This window comes from Streptomyces sp. NBC_00250, from assembly GCF_036192275.1.
Taxonomy (GTDB): domain Bacteria; phylum Actinomycetota; class Actinomycetes; order Streptomycetales; family Streptomycetaceae; genus Streptomyces.
On record NZ_CP108088.1, the window covers coordinates 2,729,687 to 2,747,170 of the forward strand.

A 17,484-nucleotide genomic window follows, 5' to 3' on the forward strand; every position below is an offset into this window, starting at 1 on the left:
GGCAGGATGTCCCGACCCGTGGGGAGAGCAGTCACCCCCTGGGGGAAGCAGCGGAAGAAGTAGACGACAGGTAGGGGGAAACACATGGTCCTGCTCGCCTTGATCGGCGTCCTGGTGCTCGCCGTCGGAGGGTGCGTCTGCGTGGTCTGGGCCGCGCGGGGCGGGCCCCGGTGGGTCCGCGGGGTCGCCGCCGTGACCCTGGCGGCCGGAAGCGTGGTGCGCAGCAACCGGCGACGCGGCCTGGGGTCGAACAACAACGACAACTACAGCGGCGACGGGGGCGCGAGCTCGGACGGCTGACGGCTGACGCGCCGGGGGCCGCGGGTCCGGGGGCGCGGGCCCGGGGGCCGCGGGTCCGGGGGCCGCGGGTCCGGGGGCCGAGGGTCCGGGGCCGGGGCCGGGGCCGGGGGTCCGCGGGCCGGGGGCCGGGGGCCGGGGGTTCCGGAGGCCGGGGGTTCGGGGGTCCGGTGGTCCGCGGTCCGGAGGTCCGGGGCCCCTGATGGCACCCTGCCCGCCCGCCCCGCTCCTCCTCCCCCTCCCCTACTACTCCGTGCCCTCCCCCGTCGCCTTCAGCGCCAGCCACAGCTCCATGCGTACGTCCGGGTCGTCGAGGGAGCGGCCGAGGATCTCCTCCACCCGCCGCATCCGGTAGCGCAGGGTGTGCCGGTGGACGCCCAGGTCGGCCGCCGCCGCGTCCCACTGGCCGTGCCGGGAGAGCCAGGCGCGCAGGGAGGCGACCAGGTCGCCGCGGCCCGTCGCGTCGTGGTCCCGCAGCGCGCGCAGCATCCCGTCGGCGAAGGCGCGGACGGCGTCGTCGGCGAGGAGGGGCAGGACCGAGCCCGCCGCGAGGTCCTCGTGCTCGACCAGCGCCTTGCCCCGCCGCCTCGCCACCGAGAGCGCCTGTTCCGCCTGCTTGTACGCCGCGGCGGCCGTGATCGGTCCGGCGGGGGCCGAGAGGCCGATGGTGACGCCGGACTCCTCCGCGTCCCGTTCCGCGTACCCCTCGCAGGCGGCGACGACCGCGCCCGCGTCCCCGGCGAGGACGACGAGCCGCTGCTCGCTCTCGGGGACGGTGAGCACCGCCTCGCCCGCCCGTGCGGCCGCCGACTCCAGGGCCTCGGCGAGCACCTGCAGGGCCGGTTCGCCGGTCGGGTCGCCCCCGGCGGGTTCCGCGACGAGCAGCCGGAAGGGGGCGTCGAGGAGCCCGCCGTACACATCACCGGCCACCGCGCGCGCGTGGTCCGGCTGGCCCGCGAGCATCATCTTCAGGACCGCCTCGCCGAGCCGCTGTTCGGCCGCCTGCAGCGAACGGGAACGCTCCGTCGTGAGGGTGAGCAGGGCGATCGCCGAGTGCACGGCGTACCGCTCGGCCGTCCCGAGGGGCGCACCGGTACCGACCGCGAGGGCGCCCCGGACGCGGCGTCCGGAGCCGAGCGACTGGAGTTCGACGCGGTCGTCCGTACCGCCGACGACGGCGCTGGCGGGTGCGGGCCGGTCGCGCAGCCGCTCCACGTCGGGGGTGAGACGGGCGGCCCGGCGCGCCGCCCAGTCGGGTGAGGCGGCGACGACGGTGCCGGAGGTGTCGTAGAGGGCGGCCCAGCCGTCGACGTGCGCGGCGAGCCGGGCGACGACGGCCTCGGGGCCCTCGGCGAGCGCGGCGCGGGTCAGCTCGCGCTGTGCCTCGAAACCGGCGGTGACGGCCCGGTACTGGTCGGCGGAGATGGCCGCGGACACGGCCTTGCTGATGGCTAGGAAGGGGGTCCGGCGGGGCACTTCGAGGAGGGGCAGATGCTCCTCGCGGGCCGCTTCGAGCAGGGCCGGCGGGATCTCCTCGTAGTTGACGCCCACGGCGAAGCCGAGCCCGACGACACCGGCGCCGAGCAGCCGCCGCACGTAGCGGCGCATCGCCTCCAGGTCCTCGGCGTCGAGGGTGAGCGCGGTGGTGAGGAGGAGTTCGCCGCCCTCCATGTACGGGACGGGGTCGGCGAGCTCGCTGACGTGCGCCCAGCGGACAGGGGTGTCCAGGCGGTCCTCACCGGCCCGGACGACGAGCTTCAGCGAGGAGTGCTGGACGAGCGAGGCGAGGGTGGGCGGCATTGGGGACCGTCGGACCTTTGAGCGAGGGGTCGCCGCTCAGCCGAGCGGCGACCCCGATTGTGCCAGGGCAAGCCGATGCCCGCTCCGGCTCCGCGCCGCACGCGACCCCGGCTCCCTGCCGCACGCGACCCCGGGCCCGACCGGATCCGATCCGGCTCCCGTCCACCGACCCTCCGCTCCCGGCTGCCTCAGCTCCGCAGATCCACCAGCAGGGGTGGCGTGTGCTCGCCCCGCACATGGGTGAGGGACAGCACGGCATGCCCGGCGGGGACGTCGTGGGCGAGATCGGAGGCCGACCATCGCTGCCGCTCCACTTCCCGTACGGTGACGGCCTCGGTGGTCACGGCCTTGCCGGTGACCAGTTTGCGCAGGGCGTGGAAGGCCCGGGTCATGGGCTGATCCGCGAACACGGTGTGATGGGCCACCTCCGTGGTCTCCACCCGTTCGGTGCCCCACGCCTCGGCGAAGGCCCGGCCGTCCCAGGTGGGCAGGCCGGCGAACGCCATCCGGCAGCCGACCACCGCGAGGAGCGGCCCGTGGAGCGCCTCGGGCACCTCGGCGAGGGTACGGAGGGCGAGGACGACGGCCGACTTCTGCGGGCGCAGCCGTTGGAGGGCCCGTACGGTCCCGGGCGTGAGGGCGCTGGCCGCGTCGTCGAGTACCAGGAAGGCGGTGTGACCGCGCCCGGTGCGGTCCCGGGTGACGGACTGGAACTGGGCGAGGAGCAGCCGGTTCAGGAGCCGGGCGGCTTCTTCGTGGCCGCCCTCCGGCAGGCTGATCCGCACCCGCATCGGGTGCTGGGCGACGGCCGCGAGGGAGAAGGGCCGCACGTCGCGGCCGCCGCCGAAGAACTCGGCGAAGACGGGCCGGTCGAGGGCGGCGAGCCGGTCGGCGAGCACAGGGCCGAGGTCGGTCGCGGTGCCGACCTGGCGGATCCGGGAGTCCAGCTCGCGGCGCATGGCCTGCGCGCTGTCGGCCGGCAGCAGGTCGAGCAGGGCACGGAGGGTCTCGGGCCGGGCTTCGAGCAGCTCGCGCAGGACCGGGACGGTCGGGAAGTGTCCGTACGCGGTCCGGTAGGGACCGATGAGCTGCGCGAGGACGGTGACGGCGCGCCGGGTCTCCACGCCCTCCAGGTCGCCGACGAGCCCCTCGGCGAGGAAGGCGGCGGCCTCGTCCGCGTCGGCGGTTCCCGCGTACAGGTCGAGGTCGTAGCGGGAGGCGGGGTCGCCGACCCGGACGACGACGTCGTACGCCTCGTCGGCACCGAGCGGGGCCGAGCCCGCGCCGACGGCGACGACGGCACAGGTGCCGGTGAGCGCCTGGAGGGTGAGGGCCTCGACGACGGGCGCGACCAGGGCACGGGTCTTGCCGGCACCGGAAGGGCCGACGGCGAGGAGGGAGGTGCCGAGGAGTCCGGGGTCGAGCGCGAGTCCGGCGCCGTGATAGGCGGGCGGGGTGCGCTCGGCGGGCGCGTACCGGCCGATCCTGACCTGGTCCACGAGCAGGTCGTGGTCGGCCGAGCGGCGTGGCAGGTCGCGGTCGCCGGACGGGTGGGCGCCCGTCGCGGCGCCCTGGTCGATCAGGGTCCTGACGAGGGCGGCCCGGCGTCCGGCGTCCCGGTCGGTGTCGTGCCAGGCGCGGCGGACGCGGGCGCAGTCGACGTCGTTCATCCGGCCGGTGGCCAGTTCGCCCACGAGCAGCTCGGCGGCGCGGTGCTGACCGGCTTCCCGCAGTTCGGGCCACTGGGAGCGGGGGATGCCCGGTGCGGCGTCGGGCGCCGGGGCGGTGACACCCGTGGCGGAGCGGGCGCGCCAGGCCCGGAAGAGGCTCGCCCATTCGCCGACGCGGGCGAAGGGCCACACCACGAGCGCGGTGATGAGCGCGTACAGCGGATAGACGAGGAAGGGGGATTCGAGGACGTCGTAGCCGCCGCCGACGAGGGAGACGAGCGAGAGCACGGGCAGGCCGACGGGCAGTGGGTCCCAGCCCAGTCCGAAGGCCTCCGGCCAGACGAACGCCAGGGTGATCAGCGCTCCGGCGCCCGCGAGAGCGGCGCGGACGGGCGCGCGGAAACGGCCGAGGTAGTGGCGGACGATCCTGCCCCAGGAGCCGAGCGCGGCGATCGCGCAGACGAGCCCGACGAAGACGACGCCGCCGAAGACGGCGTGCGCCGCTTGCCCGTGCCAGTCCCGTGGCGCGGTGGTGCCGTGGTACCACCAGTCGCCGGGGGTGAGGGTCTGGAGCACCGCGTACATGTACGGGAGCGTGCCGCGCCGGTAGGCCGACCAGATGAGCAGGCCGACGGCCACCGGGATCAGCATCCCGGCGACGGTGGCGGGGGCCAGCCGCGCGGGCCCGCCGGGCGGCGGCGGGACGTGCCGGAACCGCCAGATGCCGAGACCGGCCTCGGGGCGCGGGGCGTCCAGCCACTCGGCGACGGGCCGGCGCACTCCGGGGGCGCCGGCCGGCCGGGGCGGGGCCGCCGGCGCGGGGGCCGGGAGGTGCGCGGGAACGGGAGGTGCGGGCGGAAGCCCGGCCGGCGGACCGGCTGCCGGACGGCCCGGCGACGGCGGGCCCGCCGGGCGTGGCACCGGTGGGAACTCCTTCGCGGGGGGTGGTGCCGCACCGCCGAACGGGTCGCGCGACTCGTACGTGCCGTCGGTCTCCATGAACCCCTGCCCCCTGACCAGCCAGGTCGCCGTCTCTGTGCCACCGTCAATCTAGTGGCCCGGGGACGCCCCGGAGGGGTTTCACCCACCCGTGTGCCCGCGCACCCGCGGACAGGCACGGCGAGGCTGCCCCGTGGCGGGGAAACGGACCCGCCCCGCCCGCCCCAGGCACCACAACCCGCGCCCCCATGTCCATCTCGGACAACGACACACCCCCCACCACTCCCGATCGGCGCATGCCTCCGCCCCTCCCCCGCGCCTAGCCTGCGGAGGAAACCCGCAAGTGCGTCCAGAACACCCCCAGGAGCCCCGCATGAACGCTGTCCCGCAGGAGCGGCGCATCGTCACCGCCATCCCCGGTCCGAAGTCGCAGGAGCTTCAGGCCCGCCGTCTCGACACGGTCGCCGGTGGCGTGGGCTCCACGCTCCCCGTCTTCACGAAGCGGGCCGGTGGCGGCATCATCGAGGACGTCGACGGCAACCGTCTGATCGACTTCGGTTCCGGCATCGCCGTGACCTCGGTCGGCGCCTCCGCCGAGGCCGTCGTGCGCCGCGCCTCCGCGCAGCTGCAGGACTTCACCCACACCTGTTTCATGGTGACGCCGTACGAGGGGTACGTGGAGGTCTGCGAGGCGCTCGCCGAGCTGACCCCGGGCGACCACGCCAAGAAGTCCGCGCTGTTCAACTCCGGCGCCGAGGCCGTCGAGAACGCCGTCAAGATCGCCCGCTCGTACACCAAGCGCCAGGCCGTCGTCGTCTTCGACCACGGCTACCACGGCCGTACGAACCTCACGATGGCGCTGACGTCGAAGAACATGCCGTACAAGCAGGGCTTCGGTCCGTTCGCCCCCGAGGTCTACCGCGTGCCGGTGGCCTACGGCTACCGCTGGCCCACCGGTGCCGAGAACTGCGGCCCCGAGGCCGCCGCCCAGGCGATCGACAACATCACCAAGCAGATCGGCGCCGACAACGTCGCCGCGATCATCATCGAGCCGGTCCTCGGCGAGGGCGGCTTCATCGAGCCGGCCAAGGGCTTCCTGCCGGCGATCGTGAAGTTCGCCAACGACAACGGCATCGTCTTCGTCGCCGACGAGATCCAGTCCGGCTTCTGCCGTACCGGCCAGTGGTTCGCATGCGAGGACGAGGGCATCGTCCCGGACCTCATCACCACCGCCAAGGGCATCGCGGGCGGTCTGCCGCTCGCCGCCGTCACCGGCCGCGCCGAGATCATGGACTCCGTCCACGGCGGCGGTCTGGGCGGCACCTACGGCGGCAACCCGGTGGCCTGCGCCGGCGCGCTCGGCTCCATCGAGACCATGAAGGAGCTCGACCTCAACGCCAAGGCGAAGAACATCGAGTCCATCATGAAGGCCCGACTGACGGCGATGGCCGAGAAGTTCGACGCCATCGGTGACATCCGCGGCCGCGGCGCCATGATCGCCATCGAGCTGGTCAAGGACCGCGCGACCAAGGAGCCGAACCCGGAGGCCGCGGGCGCGCTCGCGAAGGCCTGCCACGCCGAGGGTGTGCTGGTCCTGACCTGTGGCACCTACGGCAACGTGCTGCGCTTCCTGCCGCCGCTCGTCATCGGCGACGACCTGCTCAACGAGGGCCTCGACGTCCTCGAGGGCGCGCTCGCCCAGATCTGATCCGAGACCTGAGCCGAGATCTGATCCCGGATCCGATCCCGGATCTGGATCCCGGATCTGGATCCCGGATCGGATCCAATCTCGGATCCCGGATCGGATCTGGATCCGAGATCCGATCGCAGATCCCGGATCCGATCGGCGATCTGACACTCCGTGTGAAGACTCTGTGGGGGGCCGATGGCGGGACGCGTTTCCGGCTGTCGGTCCCCCCTTCTCTGACGTACGGTTTCTGCAGATGAGAGAAACACCCCGGGCGGAGCCTCCCCAGCCCCGCCCACACCGTGCCGTCGCGCACACCCCTGGAGCCTCGTGCTCCGGAACTCCTCACCGATCGGACGGCCGCCCGCCCCACACCCCCCGGGGCGTGCGGCGATCCGATCCCCTCGGCCGCCCTGGAACCACCCCCCCTGTTCCAGGGCGGCCGGCTCTCTTCTCGGCGCTCGTCGCCCTCGTCGTCGTGACCTGGCAGGTGCTCGTCCACGGCCCCTTGGCCAGGCTCGACGAGCGGGTGTCCCGGGCCGTGGTGGACTCGGTCCCCCGGTCCCTCTCCGAACTCGCCTCCGACCTCGGCAACATGACCGTCGCCCTCCCCGTCCTCGCCTGCGCGATGGCGTACGCGGTGTGGCGCGGCCGAAGGATCGCCGCCCTGTACGCGGGCCTCGCGATGGCGCTCGTACCGCTCCTGGTGGTGCCCCTGAAGGAGTGGACGGCCCGCCCCGGCCCCCTGGAGCCCTGGGCCCACGGCTACTACCCCTCGGGCCACACGGCCACGGCTGCGGTCGCCTACTTCGGTGCCGCCTTCCTCGTCTCGAACCGGCTGATCCCGGTCGCCGCCCTCCTGACCGCGCTGACGGGAACCGGGCTGATCCTGCGCGGCTTCCACTGGCCGCTGGACGTGCTGGCCTCGCTCGCCCTGTGCGTTCCCCTGCTGACCTGGCCCGCCCTGGCGGCGCGGCGCGGACCGGACCGGCTTACCCGGCGTCCCGACTCCGACGGACCGCCGTGACGGCGATCCGCCATGACCGTCCGCTGTGACGACGATCCGCTATGACCGTCCGCTGTGACGGCGCCGGGCCGGAACCCCTGAGGGGTTCCGGCCCGGCTCTGTTCGGCGCGGCAGGTCGTCGCGCGAGGTCGTGCCCCAGGGGGTGCCTGGGACACGACGACCGTCAGCTCCAGTTGTAGGCGTCGAAGTTGTTCGAGAACTGCCACTGGTTGTAGCGGTCCCAGTTGATCGACCAGGTCATCAGGCCGCGCAGGGCGGGCCAGGTGCCGTGGGTCTGGTAGGTGCCGCAGTTGGTCTTCTTCGTCAGGCAGTCCAGGGCCTTGCCGACCTCGGCCGGGGCCGTGTGGCCGTTGCCCGCCTGGGTGGAGGCCGGGAGGCCGATCGCGACCTGGTCGGGGCGGAGGGCCGGGAAGACGCGGTCGGTGTTGCCCGCGACCGGGAAGCCGGTGAGCAGCATGTCGGTCATCGCGATGTGGAAGTCGGCGCCGCCCATCGAGTGGTACTGGTTGTCCAGGCCCATGATGGAGCCCGAGTTGTAGTCCTGGACGTGCAGCAGGGTGAGGTCGTCGCGCAGCGCGTGGATGACCGGCAGGTAGGCGCCGGCGCGCGGGTCCTGGCCGCCCCAGGGGCCGGAGCCGTAGTACTGGTAGCCGAGCTGGACGAAGAAGGTCTCCGGGGCCATCGTCAGGACGAAGTTCTGGCCGTACTTGGCCTTGAGGGTCTTGACCGCCTGGATCAGGTTGACGATGACGGGGCTCGTCGGGTTCCGGAAGTCTGTGTCGCCGGTCTGGAGCGACAGCGAGTGGCCCTCGAAGTCGATGTCGAGGCCGTCGAGACCGTACTCGTCGATGATCTTCGAGACGGAGGAGACGAACATGTCACGGGCGGCGGTGGTGGAGAGCTGCACCTGGCCGTTCTGGCCGCCGATGGAGATCAGGACCTTCTTGCCGGCGGCCTGCTTGGCCTTGATGGCCGCCTTGAAGTCGGCGACCGACTCGACGTTCGGGCACTCCGTCGCCGGGCACAGGCTGAAGCGGATGTCGCCGGAGGTCACCGAGGTCGGCTCACCGAAGGCGAGGTTGATGACGTCCCAGGAGGCGGGGACGTCGGCCATCCGGGTGTAGCCGGAGCCGTTGGCGAAGCTGGCGTGGAGGTATCCGACGAGGGCGTGCGCGGGCAGGCCGGGGTTGCCGCCCCCGCCGCCGCTGGTCGTCGTCGCGCTCACGGTGGCCGACTTCGGCGACTCGCCCGCGCTGTTCACGGCGCTGACCTGGAAGGTGTACGCGGTGGAGGCGGTGAGCCCGGTGACGGTGGCCGAGGTGCCGGTGACCGTCTGGACCTTGGTGGTGCCCCGGTAGACGTTGTACGAGGTGGCGCCGGAGACCGCGGACCAGGTCAGCGGCACGGTGGTGGAGGTGGGGGAGCCCGCCGCGAGGCCGGTGGGGGCGGCCGGGAGCTGCACCGGGTCGCCGCCGGGGCCGAAGAGGGAGAGGTCGTCGGCCTGGTAGGCGGGGGTGCCGTACCAGCCGTGGGTGTAGATCGTGACCGAGGTCGTCGAGGCGCCCGTCGTGAACGTGGTCGCGAGCCGCTGCCAGTCGGGCGCGGAGCCGGTCCAGGTGGAGACGTCGGTGGTGCCCGTGCCGGAGGCGCCGAGGTAGACGTAGCTGCCGCGCACCCAACCGCTGAGCGTGTACGCGGAGTTGGGCTTGACGGTGACGGTCTGGGAGCAGCGGGCGTTGTCGCTGCCGGCGGGGGTCGCCTGGAGCGCCTTCGTACCGCTGTGGGTGGGGGTGGAGACGACGGCGCCGCTGCCGGCGGTGCAGGTCCAGCCGTCGAGGCCGGCCTCGAAGCCTCCGTTGCGGGCGAGTTCGGCGTCGGCGGCCTGGGCGGCGGGGCCGAGTGCGGCGAGCCCTCCGGCGGCTAGGACGCCCGCGAGGAGCAGGGTGAGAGGTCTGGCGCGGTCCACAACTGCCTCCGGGGGTGGGGGAATCGAGGTGGGAGCGCGCCACAGCATGGTCCAGACCAATCGAGTGGTCAAGACCTCTGTATACGACGTCCGCACGGCGGACGGGCCGGTCCGCCCACCGTACGGACCACACCCCCTATGACCCTCCTCCCGCCCGGCCGATCTGCCCCGCCGCCTCGTGCATCGCCATCTCCAGGAGCGCCGCGTCGGTGAGGGTGCCCGCGCCGTCCGGCGCCACCAGCCAGCGCACCCCACCGGTGGCCCGGCCCGGGTAGGGGACGACGATCCAGGTCCCGGCGCCCGCGCCGCGCACGCCGGTGCCGAGCCAGCGGGTCGCGGTGCCCGGCGGGACGAAGAAGCCCATCCGGGCGTCGCCGAAGTCGGCGAGGACCGGGCCCGGCCGGTCCACCAGGCGGGTCAGCACATCGAGCGTGGGGTAGCCGAGTTCCGCCGGCAGGATCAGGACGTCCCAGCGCCTACCGGCGGGCAGGAGCGCGACCCCGTGCGGGTTGCGCTCCCACTCCCACCGGCAGGCGTCGGGATCGGGTGCGACCGAAACCAGCCACTCCACCGCGCTCTTGGCGCCCGAGGCCCCCGTACCAGTCATCGCAACGGTCTCCTTCCGTGTGGACTCGGTGTCCGTACGGAGAGAGCGATTCGGTCGGCAACTCTTACGCGGTTTCAGCTACCGATCAGTTGTGATGTAGGTCACAGGCGCGAGGAGTGGGGAGAGGGTTCAGCTGTCGAAGCCGAGGCCCATCCGGTCCATCGCCTTCAACCACAGATTGCGGCGACCGCCGTTCTCGTCGGCGCGCGCCATCGCCCACTTGGTGATGCCGATTCCGGCCCAGGCGACCGGCTCGGGCGGGAACGGCAGCGGCTTGCGGCGGACCATCTCCAGCTCCGTGCGCTCGGTGCGCTCCCCCGCGAGCAGGTCGAGCATCACGTCCCCGCCGAAGCGGGTGGCGCCGACGCCGAGTCCGGTGAAGCCGGCCGCGTACGCCACCTTGCCCTGGTACGCCGTACCGAAGAAGGCCGAGAAGCGGGAGCAGGTGTCGATCGCGCCGCCCCAGGCGTGGCTGAAGCGCAGCCCCTCCAGCTGCGGGAAGCAGCGGAAGAAGTGCTCGGCGAGCTTGAGGTACGTCTCCGGGCGGTGGTCCATCTCGGCGCTGATCTTGCCGCCGAAGGGGTAGATCGCGTCGTAGCCGCCCCAGAGGATGCGGTGGTCGGCGGTGATCCGGAAGTAGTGGAACTGGTTGGCGGAGTCGCCGAGTCCCTGCCGGTTCTTCCAGCCGACGGAGGCGAGCTGCTCGGGGCTGAGCGGCTCGGTCATCAGGGCGTAGTCGTAGACCGGGACGGTGTACGGGCGGACGCGCTTGACGAGCGACGGGAAGACGTTGGTGCCGAGGGCGACCCGGCGGGCGAGGACCTTGCCGTACGGGGTGCGCACGCCCATGCCGGCGCCGACCGAGACCAGTTCGAGCCCCGGGGTGTTCTCGAAGATCCGGACGCCCAGGTCCTGGCAGGCGCGCTTCAGGCCCCAGGCCAGCTTGGCGGGGTTGAGCATGGCGACGCCGCGGCGGTCCCAGAGGCCGCCGAGGAAGGTCGGCGAGTCGACCTCGGCGCGGACCGCGTCCCGGTCGAGGAGTTCGAGACCGTCCGCGAGACCGAGCCGGTCGATCTCCTCGTACATCTCGTGGAGTTCGTCGACCTGGTACGGCTCGGTGGCCACGTCGATCTCACCGGTGCGCTCGAAGTCGCAGTCCAGGGAGTAGCGGGCGACCGCCTCCTCGATGCCGTCGAGGTTGCGCTCGCCGAGCTCCTCCAGCTTCGGCAGCTCGCCCGGCCAGCGGGCGAGCCCGTTGCCGAAGCCGTGCGTGAGGGAGGCGGCGCAGAAGCCTCCGTTGCGGCCCGAGGCGGCCCAGCCCACCTCGCGGCCTTCGATCAGTACGACATCCCGGGCGGGGTCGCGCTCCTTGGCGAGGAGCGCGGTCCACAGTCCGCTGTAACCGCCGCCGACGACGAGGAGATCGCACTTCTCGGTGCCGGTGAGGGCGGGCAGGGCGCCGGGCTTGCCGGGGTCTTCCAGCCAGAAGGGGACGGGCTGGGCGTCGGAGAGAGATTGTGCAGCGAGACGCATGGCGACTGGGGCCATGGTTTCCAACTCCTTCGGTGCCTGGGCTGCGTTCTGCTCAGGCTGTTGCTGTTTTCTTGCGCCGGTTCGTAATGATTTGCCCGGCCACGACCACCAGTACCGCAAGGGCGAACATCGCGGTGCCGATGACGTTGATCTGAACGGGGGTTCCGCGCTGTGCCGAGCCCCAGACGAACATGGGGAAGGTGACGGTGGAGCCCGCGTTGAAGTTGGTGATGATGAAGTCGTCGAACGAGAGCGCGAAGGCCAGCAGGGCGCCGGCGGCGATGCCGGGGGCCGCGATCGGCAGGGTCACGCGCAGGAAGGTCTGCGTCGGTCCCGCATAGAGATCGCGCGCGGCCTCCTCCAGACGCGGGTCCATCGACATGACTCGGGCCTTCACCGCCGTCACGACGAACGACAGGCAGAACATGATGTGGGCGATCAGGACCGTCCAGAAGCCCAGCTCGATGCCCATGTTGAGGAAGAGGGTCAGCAGCGAGGCGGCCATGACGACCTCGGGCATCGCCATCGGCAGGAAGATCAGCGAGTTGATCGCCCCGCGCGCCCGGAAGCGGTAGCGGACGAGAGCGAAGGCGATCATCGTGCCGAGGACGACCGCGCCGACCGTCGCCCAGGCGGCGAGCTGGAGCGAGAGGGAGAGCGACTCGCACATGTCGGCGACGCCGCAGGGGTCCTTCCAGGCGTCGAGCGAGAACTCCTGCCAGGAGTAGTTGAAGCGTCCCTTCGGCTTGTTGAAGGAGAACGCCATCACCACGAGGTTCGGCAGGATCATGTACGCGAGCGTCAGCAGACCCGCGATGACGACAAGGTTCCGACGGATCCAACGCATCAGACCAGATCCTCCGTTCCCGCTCGGCGGATGTAGACGGTGACCATGACCAGCACGATCGCCATGAGGATGAAGGAGAGCGCGGCCGCCGTCGGGTAGTCGAGGACCCGCAGGAACTGCGACTGGATGACGTTGCCGACCATCTTGGTGTCGGTCGAGCCGAGCAGTTCGGCATTGACGTAGTCACCGCTCGCCGGGATGAAGGTGAGCAGGGTGCCGGAGACGACGCCGGGCATCGACAGCGGGAAGGTCACCTTGCGGAAGGTGGTCGCCGGGGAGGCGTACAGGTCCTGCGCGGCCTCGTGCAGCCGGCCGTCGATCCGCTCCAGGGAGGTGTAGAGGGGCAGGATCATGAAGGGCAGGAAGTTGTACGTGAGACCGCAGACGACCGCCATCGGGGTGGCGAGGACGCGGTCGCCCTCGGTCCAGCCGATCCAGCTGGTCACGTCCAGGACGTGCAGCGCGTTCAGCGCGTCGACGACGAGGCTGTCGTCGGCGAGGATCGTCTTCCAGGCCAGCGTCCGGATGAGGAAGCTGGTGAAGAACGGCGCGATGACGAGGACGAGGAGCAGGTTGCGCCAGCGGCCGGCCTTGAAGGCGATGAGGTACGCGAGCGGGTAGCCGAGCAGCAGACAGAGCAGGGTCGCGGTTCCGGCGTACAGCAGGGAGCGGACGAACTGCGGCCAGTACTCCTGGAAGGCGTCCCAGTAGGTCTGGAAGTGCCAGGTGACCTGGAAGCCCTGCTCCAGGGAGCCGGTCTGCACGGAGGTCGAGGCCTGGTAGACCATCGGCAGCGCGAAGAAGACGAGCAGCCAGATGATGCCGGGCAGCAGCAGCCAGTAGGGGACGAGCCGCTTGCGGGTGGAGGGCTTGCGCAGAACCGGTTCCCCGGTCGGCGGCGCCGTCTCCTCCTTCGTGAGGGTGGAGGTGCTCATCCGGCGTCCTCCACCGTCTCCACACCCGCGTCGATGTCCTGGGCGGCGTCGAGCCCGAAGGTGTGCGCCGGGTTCCAGTGCAGGACGACCTCCGCGCCGGGGACCAGACGGGTGTCGCGCTCGATGTTCTGCTCGTACACCTGGAGTTCCGCGCCCGCCGGGCTGTTCACCACGTACTGGGTGGAGACGCCGATGAAGGAGGAGTCGGCGATCCGGCCGGTGACCCGGTTGCGGCCGTCGGCTATCGATCCTGCGTCGTCCTTGTGCGTCAGCGAGATCTTCTCGGGGCGGACGCCCACGAGCACCTTGCCGCCCTGGCGGACGGCGGAGGTACAGCGGTCGCCGGGGACGCGGAGCTTGCCGCCGCCGGCCGTGACGAGCACGTCGGCGCTGCTGGAGCCGGTCTCCAGGACCTCGGCCTCGATGAGGTTGGAGGTGCCGAGGAAGTTCGCGACGAAGGTGGTCTTGGGGTTCTCGTACAGGTCGGCGGGGGCGCCGAGCTGCTCGACGCGGCCGCCGTTCATCACCGCGACCTGGTCGGCCATCGTCATGGCCTCCTCCTGGTCGTGGGTGACGTGCACGAAGGTGATGCCGACCTCGGTCTGGATCCGCTTGAGCTCCAGCTGCATCTGGCGGCGCAGCTTGAGGTCGAGGGCGCCGAGCGGCTCGTCGAGGAGCAGCACCTGCGGGTGGTTGATGAGGGCGCGGGCGACGGCGACGCGCTGCTGCTGGCCGCCCGAGAGCTGGTGCGGCTTGTGCCGGGCCTTGTCGCCGAGCTGGACGAGCTCCAGCATGTCGTCGACCTGCTTCTTCACCGACTTGATGCCGCGGCGGCGCAGGCCGAAGGCGATGTTCTCGGTGATGTCCATGTGCGGGAAGAGCGCGTAGGACTGGAAGACGGTGTTGACCGGCCGCTTGTACGGCGGGAGGTCGGTGACGTCCTTGTCGCCGAGGAAGACGGTGCCGGTGCTGGGGTCCTCCAGGCCGGCGATCATCCGCAGGGTGGTGGTCTTGCCGCAGCCGGAGGCGCCGAGGAGGGCGAAGAAGGAGCCCCGAGGGACGGTCAGGTCGAGCGGGTGGACGGCGGTGAAGGAGCCGTACGACTTGCTGATCCCGGTGAGACGGACGTCGCCGCCGCCAGTGTTCTTTCCGGTGTGCGCAGTCTTGTCAGTCATGGGTTGTGGTCCCAGGGGAGTGAGGGAGAGGTGGACGACGGGGGCCTCAGGCGCCGATGAGCTTGGCGAACTTCTCCTCGTACGCCGTCTCCTCCGCGCTGGTGAGCGAGCGGAAGGCGTGCGACTTCTTGGCCATGGCCTTGTCCGGGAGGATCAGCGTGTTGTTCGCGAGTTCGGGGTCGATCTTGGCCAGCTCGTCCTTCACCCCGTCGACGGGGCACACGTAGTTGATGTACGCGGCGAGCTGGGCGGCGACGGGAAGCTCGTAGTAGTAGTCGATGAGCTTCTCGGCGTTGGTCTTGTGCCGGGCCTGGGCGGGGACGAGCAGGTTGTCGCTGGAGGTGATGTAACCGGCGGACGGGATGGAGAACTTGATGTCCGGGTTGTCCGCCTGGAGCTGGATGATGTCGCCGGCCCAGGCGAGACAGGCGGCTATGTCGCCCTTGTCCAGGTCGGAGGTGTAGTCGTTGCCGGTGAAGCGGCGGATCTGCTTCTTGTCGACGCCCTTCTGGAGGCGTCCGATCGCCGCGTCGTAGTCGGCGTCGGTGAAGTCGCCCGGGTCCTTGCCGAGATCGAGCAGGGTCATGCCGACGGAGTCGCGCATCTCGGTGAGGAAGCCGACCCGGCCCTTGAGCGACGGGTCGTCCAGGAGCTGGGTGACCGAGTCGACCTTCTTCCCGCCGGTCGCCTTGACGTTGTACGCGATGACCGTGGAGATGCCGGTCCACGGGTACGAGTAGGCGCGGCCCGGGTCCCAGTCGGGGCTGCGGAACTGGGCGGAGAGGTTCGCGTACGCGTGGGGGAGGTTCGAGGAGTCGAGCTTCTGGGCCCAGCCGAGCCGGATCATCCGGGCGGCGAGCCAGTCGGTGACGCAGATCAGGTCGCGGCCGGTGTCCTGGCCCGCCGCGAGCTGCGGCTTGATCTTGCCGAAGAACTCGACGTTGTCGTTGATGTCCTCCGTGTACTTGACCTTGATCCCGGTGCGCTTCGCGAACGCCTCCAGGGTCGGACGGGACTTCTCGTCCTCGCTGACGTCCATGTACTCGGTCCAGTTGGAGAAGGCGACGCTCTTCTCCTTGGCCGACACGTCGGTGGAGGCGGGTCCCTGGCCCTCCCGCTTGGCCGGCGGGATGCCACAGGCGCTCAACGACGCGAGGCCGCCGACGGTGAGCGCGCCGACACCGCCCGCGCGCAGCATCGAACGGCGGGTGAGGGCGCCCCGGCCGCTCGTCAGGCTGCGACGTATCGCCGCCGTCTGCGCGGCGGACAGGCTGTCGGGCTCGTACTGCTCCATGCGCTGTGCCCTTTCGGGATGGTTACGCCGCCGGTCGGGCGGACGAGCTGCTATCGGTCCCCGAAGATCGTGCGGTGCCAGTCCTTCGCGGCGACCGCGGTGTTGTCGAACATCACGTGCTTGACCTGCGTGTACTCCTCGAAGGAGTACGCCGACATGTCCTTCCCGTAGCCCGATGCCTTGGTGCCGCCGTGGGGCATCTCGCTGATGATCGGGATGTGGTCGTTGACCCAGACACAGCCGGCCTTGATCTCCCGGGTGGCGCGGTTGGCCCGGTAGACGTCCCGGCTCCAGGCCGAGGCGGCCAGGCCGTACGGGGTGTCGTTGGCGAGCCGGATGCCCTCGTCGTCGCTGTCGAAGGGCAGGGCCACCAGGACCGGGCCGAAGATCTCCGACTGCACGACCTCGCTGTCCTGCGCGGCGCCGGTGATCAGGGTCGGACGATAGTACGCACCGTCCTTCAGGTCCCCGCCCGGGGCTTCGCCGCCGGTGACGACGGTGGCGTAGCCGCGGGCGCGCTCGACGAAGGCGGCGACGCTGTCGCGGTGGCGGTGGCTGACGAGCGGGCCGAGGTCGGTGGCCGGGTCGAAGGGGTCGCCGAGCCGTACGGTCTCCATCAGTTCGGCCACGCGCGCGACGAAGGCGTCGAAGAGCGGGCGCTGGACGTACGCGCGCGTGGCGGCGGTGCAGTCCTGGCCGCTGTTGATGAGGGAGGCGGCGACGGCGCCGTGGGCGGCGGCCTCCAGGTCGGCGTCGTCGAAGACCACGAAGGGTGCCTTGCCGCCGAGTTCGAGGTGGAGGCGCTTGACGGTGGCGGTGGCGATCTCGGCGACCCGCTTGCCGACGGGGGTGGAGCCGGTGAAGGAGGTCATGACGACGTCGGGGTGGCCGACGAGGTGTTCGCCGACGGTCCGCCCTGCGCCGTTCACGATGTTGACGACACCGTCGGGGATGCCGGCCTCCTTCGCCGCCTGCGCGAACATCAAGGAGGTCAGCGGGGTGAGCTCGGCGGGCTTGAGGACGATCGTGTTGCCGGCGGCGATGGCCGGGAGGATCTTCCAGGCGGCCATCTGGAGCGGGTAGTTCCAGGGGGCGATGGAGCCGACGACACCGATGGGCTCGCGGCGGATGTACGAGGTGTGGTCGCCGCTGTACTCGGCGGCCGACTGGCCCTGGAGGTGGCGGGCGGCCCCCGCGAAGAAGGCGGTGTTGTCGACCGTGCCGGGTACGTCGAACTCGGTGGTGAGCTTGAGGGGCTTGCCGCACTGGAGCGACTCGACCCGGGCGAAGTCGTCCGCCCACTCGGCGAGGACGCCCGCGAAGCGGTGCAGCGCGTCGGAGCGCTCGCCGGGGGTGGCGCCGGCCCAGCCGGGGAAGGCGGCCTTGGCGGCGGCGACGGCCTCGTCCACGTCGGCGGTGGAGGCGAGGGTGTAGGTGTACACGCTCTCCCCGGTCGCCGGATCGATCACGCTGTGTTCCTGACCGGAGGTTCCGGCCCGGAGCCGCCCGCCGATGTACTGTGCGCCGTCCGCGAAGCGGTCCGTCACCTGGAAGCGGTTGCCCATGACGCTCTCCGTTGTCCCAGCTCGATTTGAGTGCCGATCCTGACAGAGTGATGATGGCCCAACAAGTGATTCCGTTGTTGCCTTTTGGTTACGCGACGGAATCGGTCGACCATGTGTCGAGGCGGCCGGAAAATCTCCGTAC

The 17,484-nt window shown here is 71.4% G+C and carries 13 protein-coding genes; 3 read left to right on the top strand and 10 right to left on the bottom strand.

Features of this window, described 5'->3' with window-relative positions:
* Positions 1-84: 84 nt before the first annotated feature.
* Complete coding sequence (locus tag OG259_RS12070) at positions 85-300, top strand: hypothetical protein (RefSeq protein WP_328942280.1); 216 nt, start codon at positions 85-87, stop codon at positions 298-300.
* Positions 301-543: 243 nt separating this feature from the next.
* Here the strand turns inward: OG259_RS12070 and OG259_RS12075 are convergent, their stop codons facing one another.
* The gene (locus OG259_RS12075) at positions 544-2,097 is read right to left on the bottom strand and encodes a PucR family transcriptional regulator (protein WP_328942281.1); all 1,554 of its coding nucleotides are present in this window, start codon (positions 2,095-2,097) and stop codon (positions 544-546) included.
* A 188-nt stretch (positions 2,098-2,285) separates the two neighbouring features.
* A complete protein-coding gene (locus OG259_RS12080) occupies positions 2,286-4,766 on the bottom strand; it encodes an ATP/GTP-binding protein (RefSeq protein ID WP_328942282.1) in 2,481 nt (826 codons plus the stop codon).
* Between the two features lie 313 nt (positions 4,767-5,079).
* On the opposite strand from OG259_RS12080, the gene gabT reads away from it, so the two are divergent.
* Together gabT and OG259_RS12090 are read left to right on the top strand one after the other, a co-directional pair.
* Positions 5,080-6,414: a 4-aminobutyrate--2-oxoglutarate transaminase gene (gabT, locus tag OG259_RS12085; RefSeq protein WP_328942283.1), complete on the top strand. Its 1,335-nt coding sequence runs from the start codon at positions 5,080-5,082 to the stop codon at positions 6,412-6,414.
* 235 nt (positions 6,415-6,649) lie between these two features.
* Positions 6,650-7,420 carry a phosphatase PAP2 family protein gene (locus OG259_RS12090; RefSeq protein WP_328942284.1) on the top strand — a complete coding sequence of 257 codons (771 nt, stop codon included), beginning with the start codon at positions 6,650-6,652 and terminating at the stop codon, positions 7,418-7,420.
* Between the two features lie 163 nt (positions 7,421-7,583).
* On the opposite strand, the gene OG259_RS12095 is transcribed toward OG259_RS12090, so the two are convergent.
* The 8 genes from OG259_RS12095 to OG259_RS12130 all read right to left on the bottom strand — a co-directional run bounded on the left by OG259_RS12095 (position 7,584) and on the right by OG259_RS12130 (position 17,342).
* Positions 7,584-9,386: a chitinase gene (locus OG259_RS12095; RefSeq protein WP_443052124.1), complete on the bottom strand. Its 1,803-nt coding sequence runs from the start codon at positions 9,384-9,386 to the stop codon at positions 7,584-7,586.
* Between the two features lie 136 nt (positions 9,387-9,522).
* Positions 9,523-9,993 carry a hypothetical protein gene (locus OG259_RS12100; RefSeq protein WP_328942285.1) on the bottom strand — a complete coding sequence of 157 codons (471 nt, stop codon included), beginning with the start codon at positions 9,991-9,993 and terminating at the stop codon, positions 9,523-9,525.
* A gap of 129 nt (positions 9,994-10,122) precedes the next feature.
* Complete coding sequence (locus tag OG259_RS12105; RefSeq protein WP_328942286.1) at positions 10,123-11,541, bottom strand: NAD(P)/FAD-dependent oxidoreductase; 1,419 nt, start codon at positions 11,539-11,541, stop codon at positions 10,123-10,125.
* A 37-nt stretch (positions 11,542-11,578) separates the two neighbouring features.
* Positions 11,579-12,373, bottom strand: coding sequence for an ABC transporter permease (locus OG259_RS12110; protein ID WP_328942287.1), 795 nt, complete (start codon positions 12,371-12,373; stop codon positions 11,579-11,581).
* Positions 12,373-13,308, bottom strand: coding sequence for an ABC transporter permease (locus tag OG259_RS12115; protein ID WP_328942288.1), 936 nt, complete (start codon positions 13,306-13,308; stop codon positions 12,373-12,375). Before OG259_RS12115 ends, OG259_RS12110 begins: the two co-directional genes overlap by 1 nt.
* A complete protein-coding gene (locus OG259_RS12120; protein WP_328942289.1) occupies positions 13,305-14,483 on the bottom strand; it encodes an ABC transporter ATP-binding protein in 1,179 nt (392 codons plus the stop codon). Before OG259_RS12120 ends, OG259_RS12115 begins: the two co-directional genes overlap by 4 nt.
* Before the next feature lie 46 nt (positions 14,484-14,529).
* Positions 14,530-15,777: an ABC transporter substrate-binding protein gene (locus tag OG259_RS12125; RefSeq protein WP_328942290.1), complete on the bottom strand. Its 1,248-nt coding sequence runs from the start codon at positions 15,775-15,777 to the stop codon at positions 14,530-14,532.
* Between the two features lie 50 nt (positions 15,778-15,827).
* On the bottom strand, positions 15,828-17,342 hold the full coding sequence (locus OG259_RS12130; protein ID WP_328942291.1) for a gamma-aminobutyraldehyde dehydrogenase: 1,515 nt from the start codon (positions 17,340-17,342) through the stop codon (positions 15,828-15,830).
* Positions 17,343-17,484: the final 142 nt, after the last annotated feature.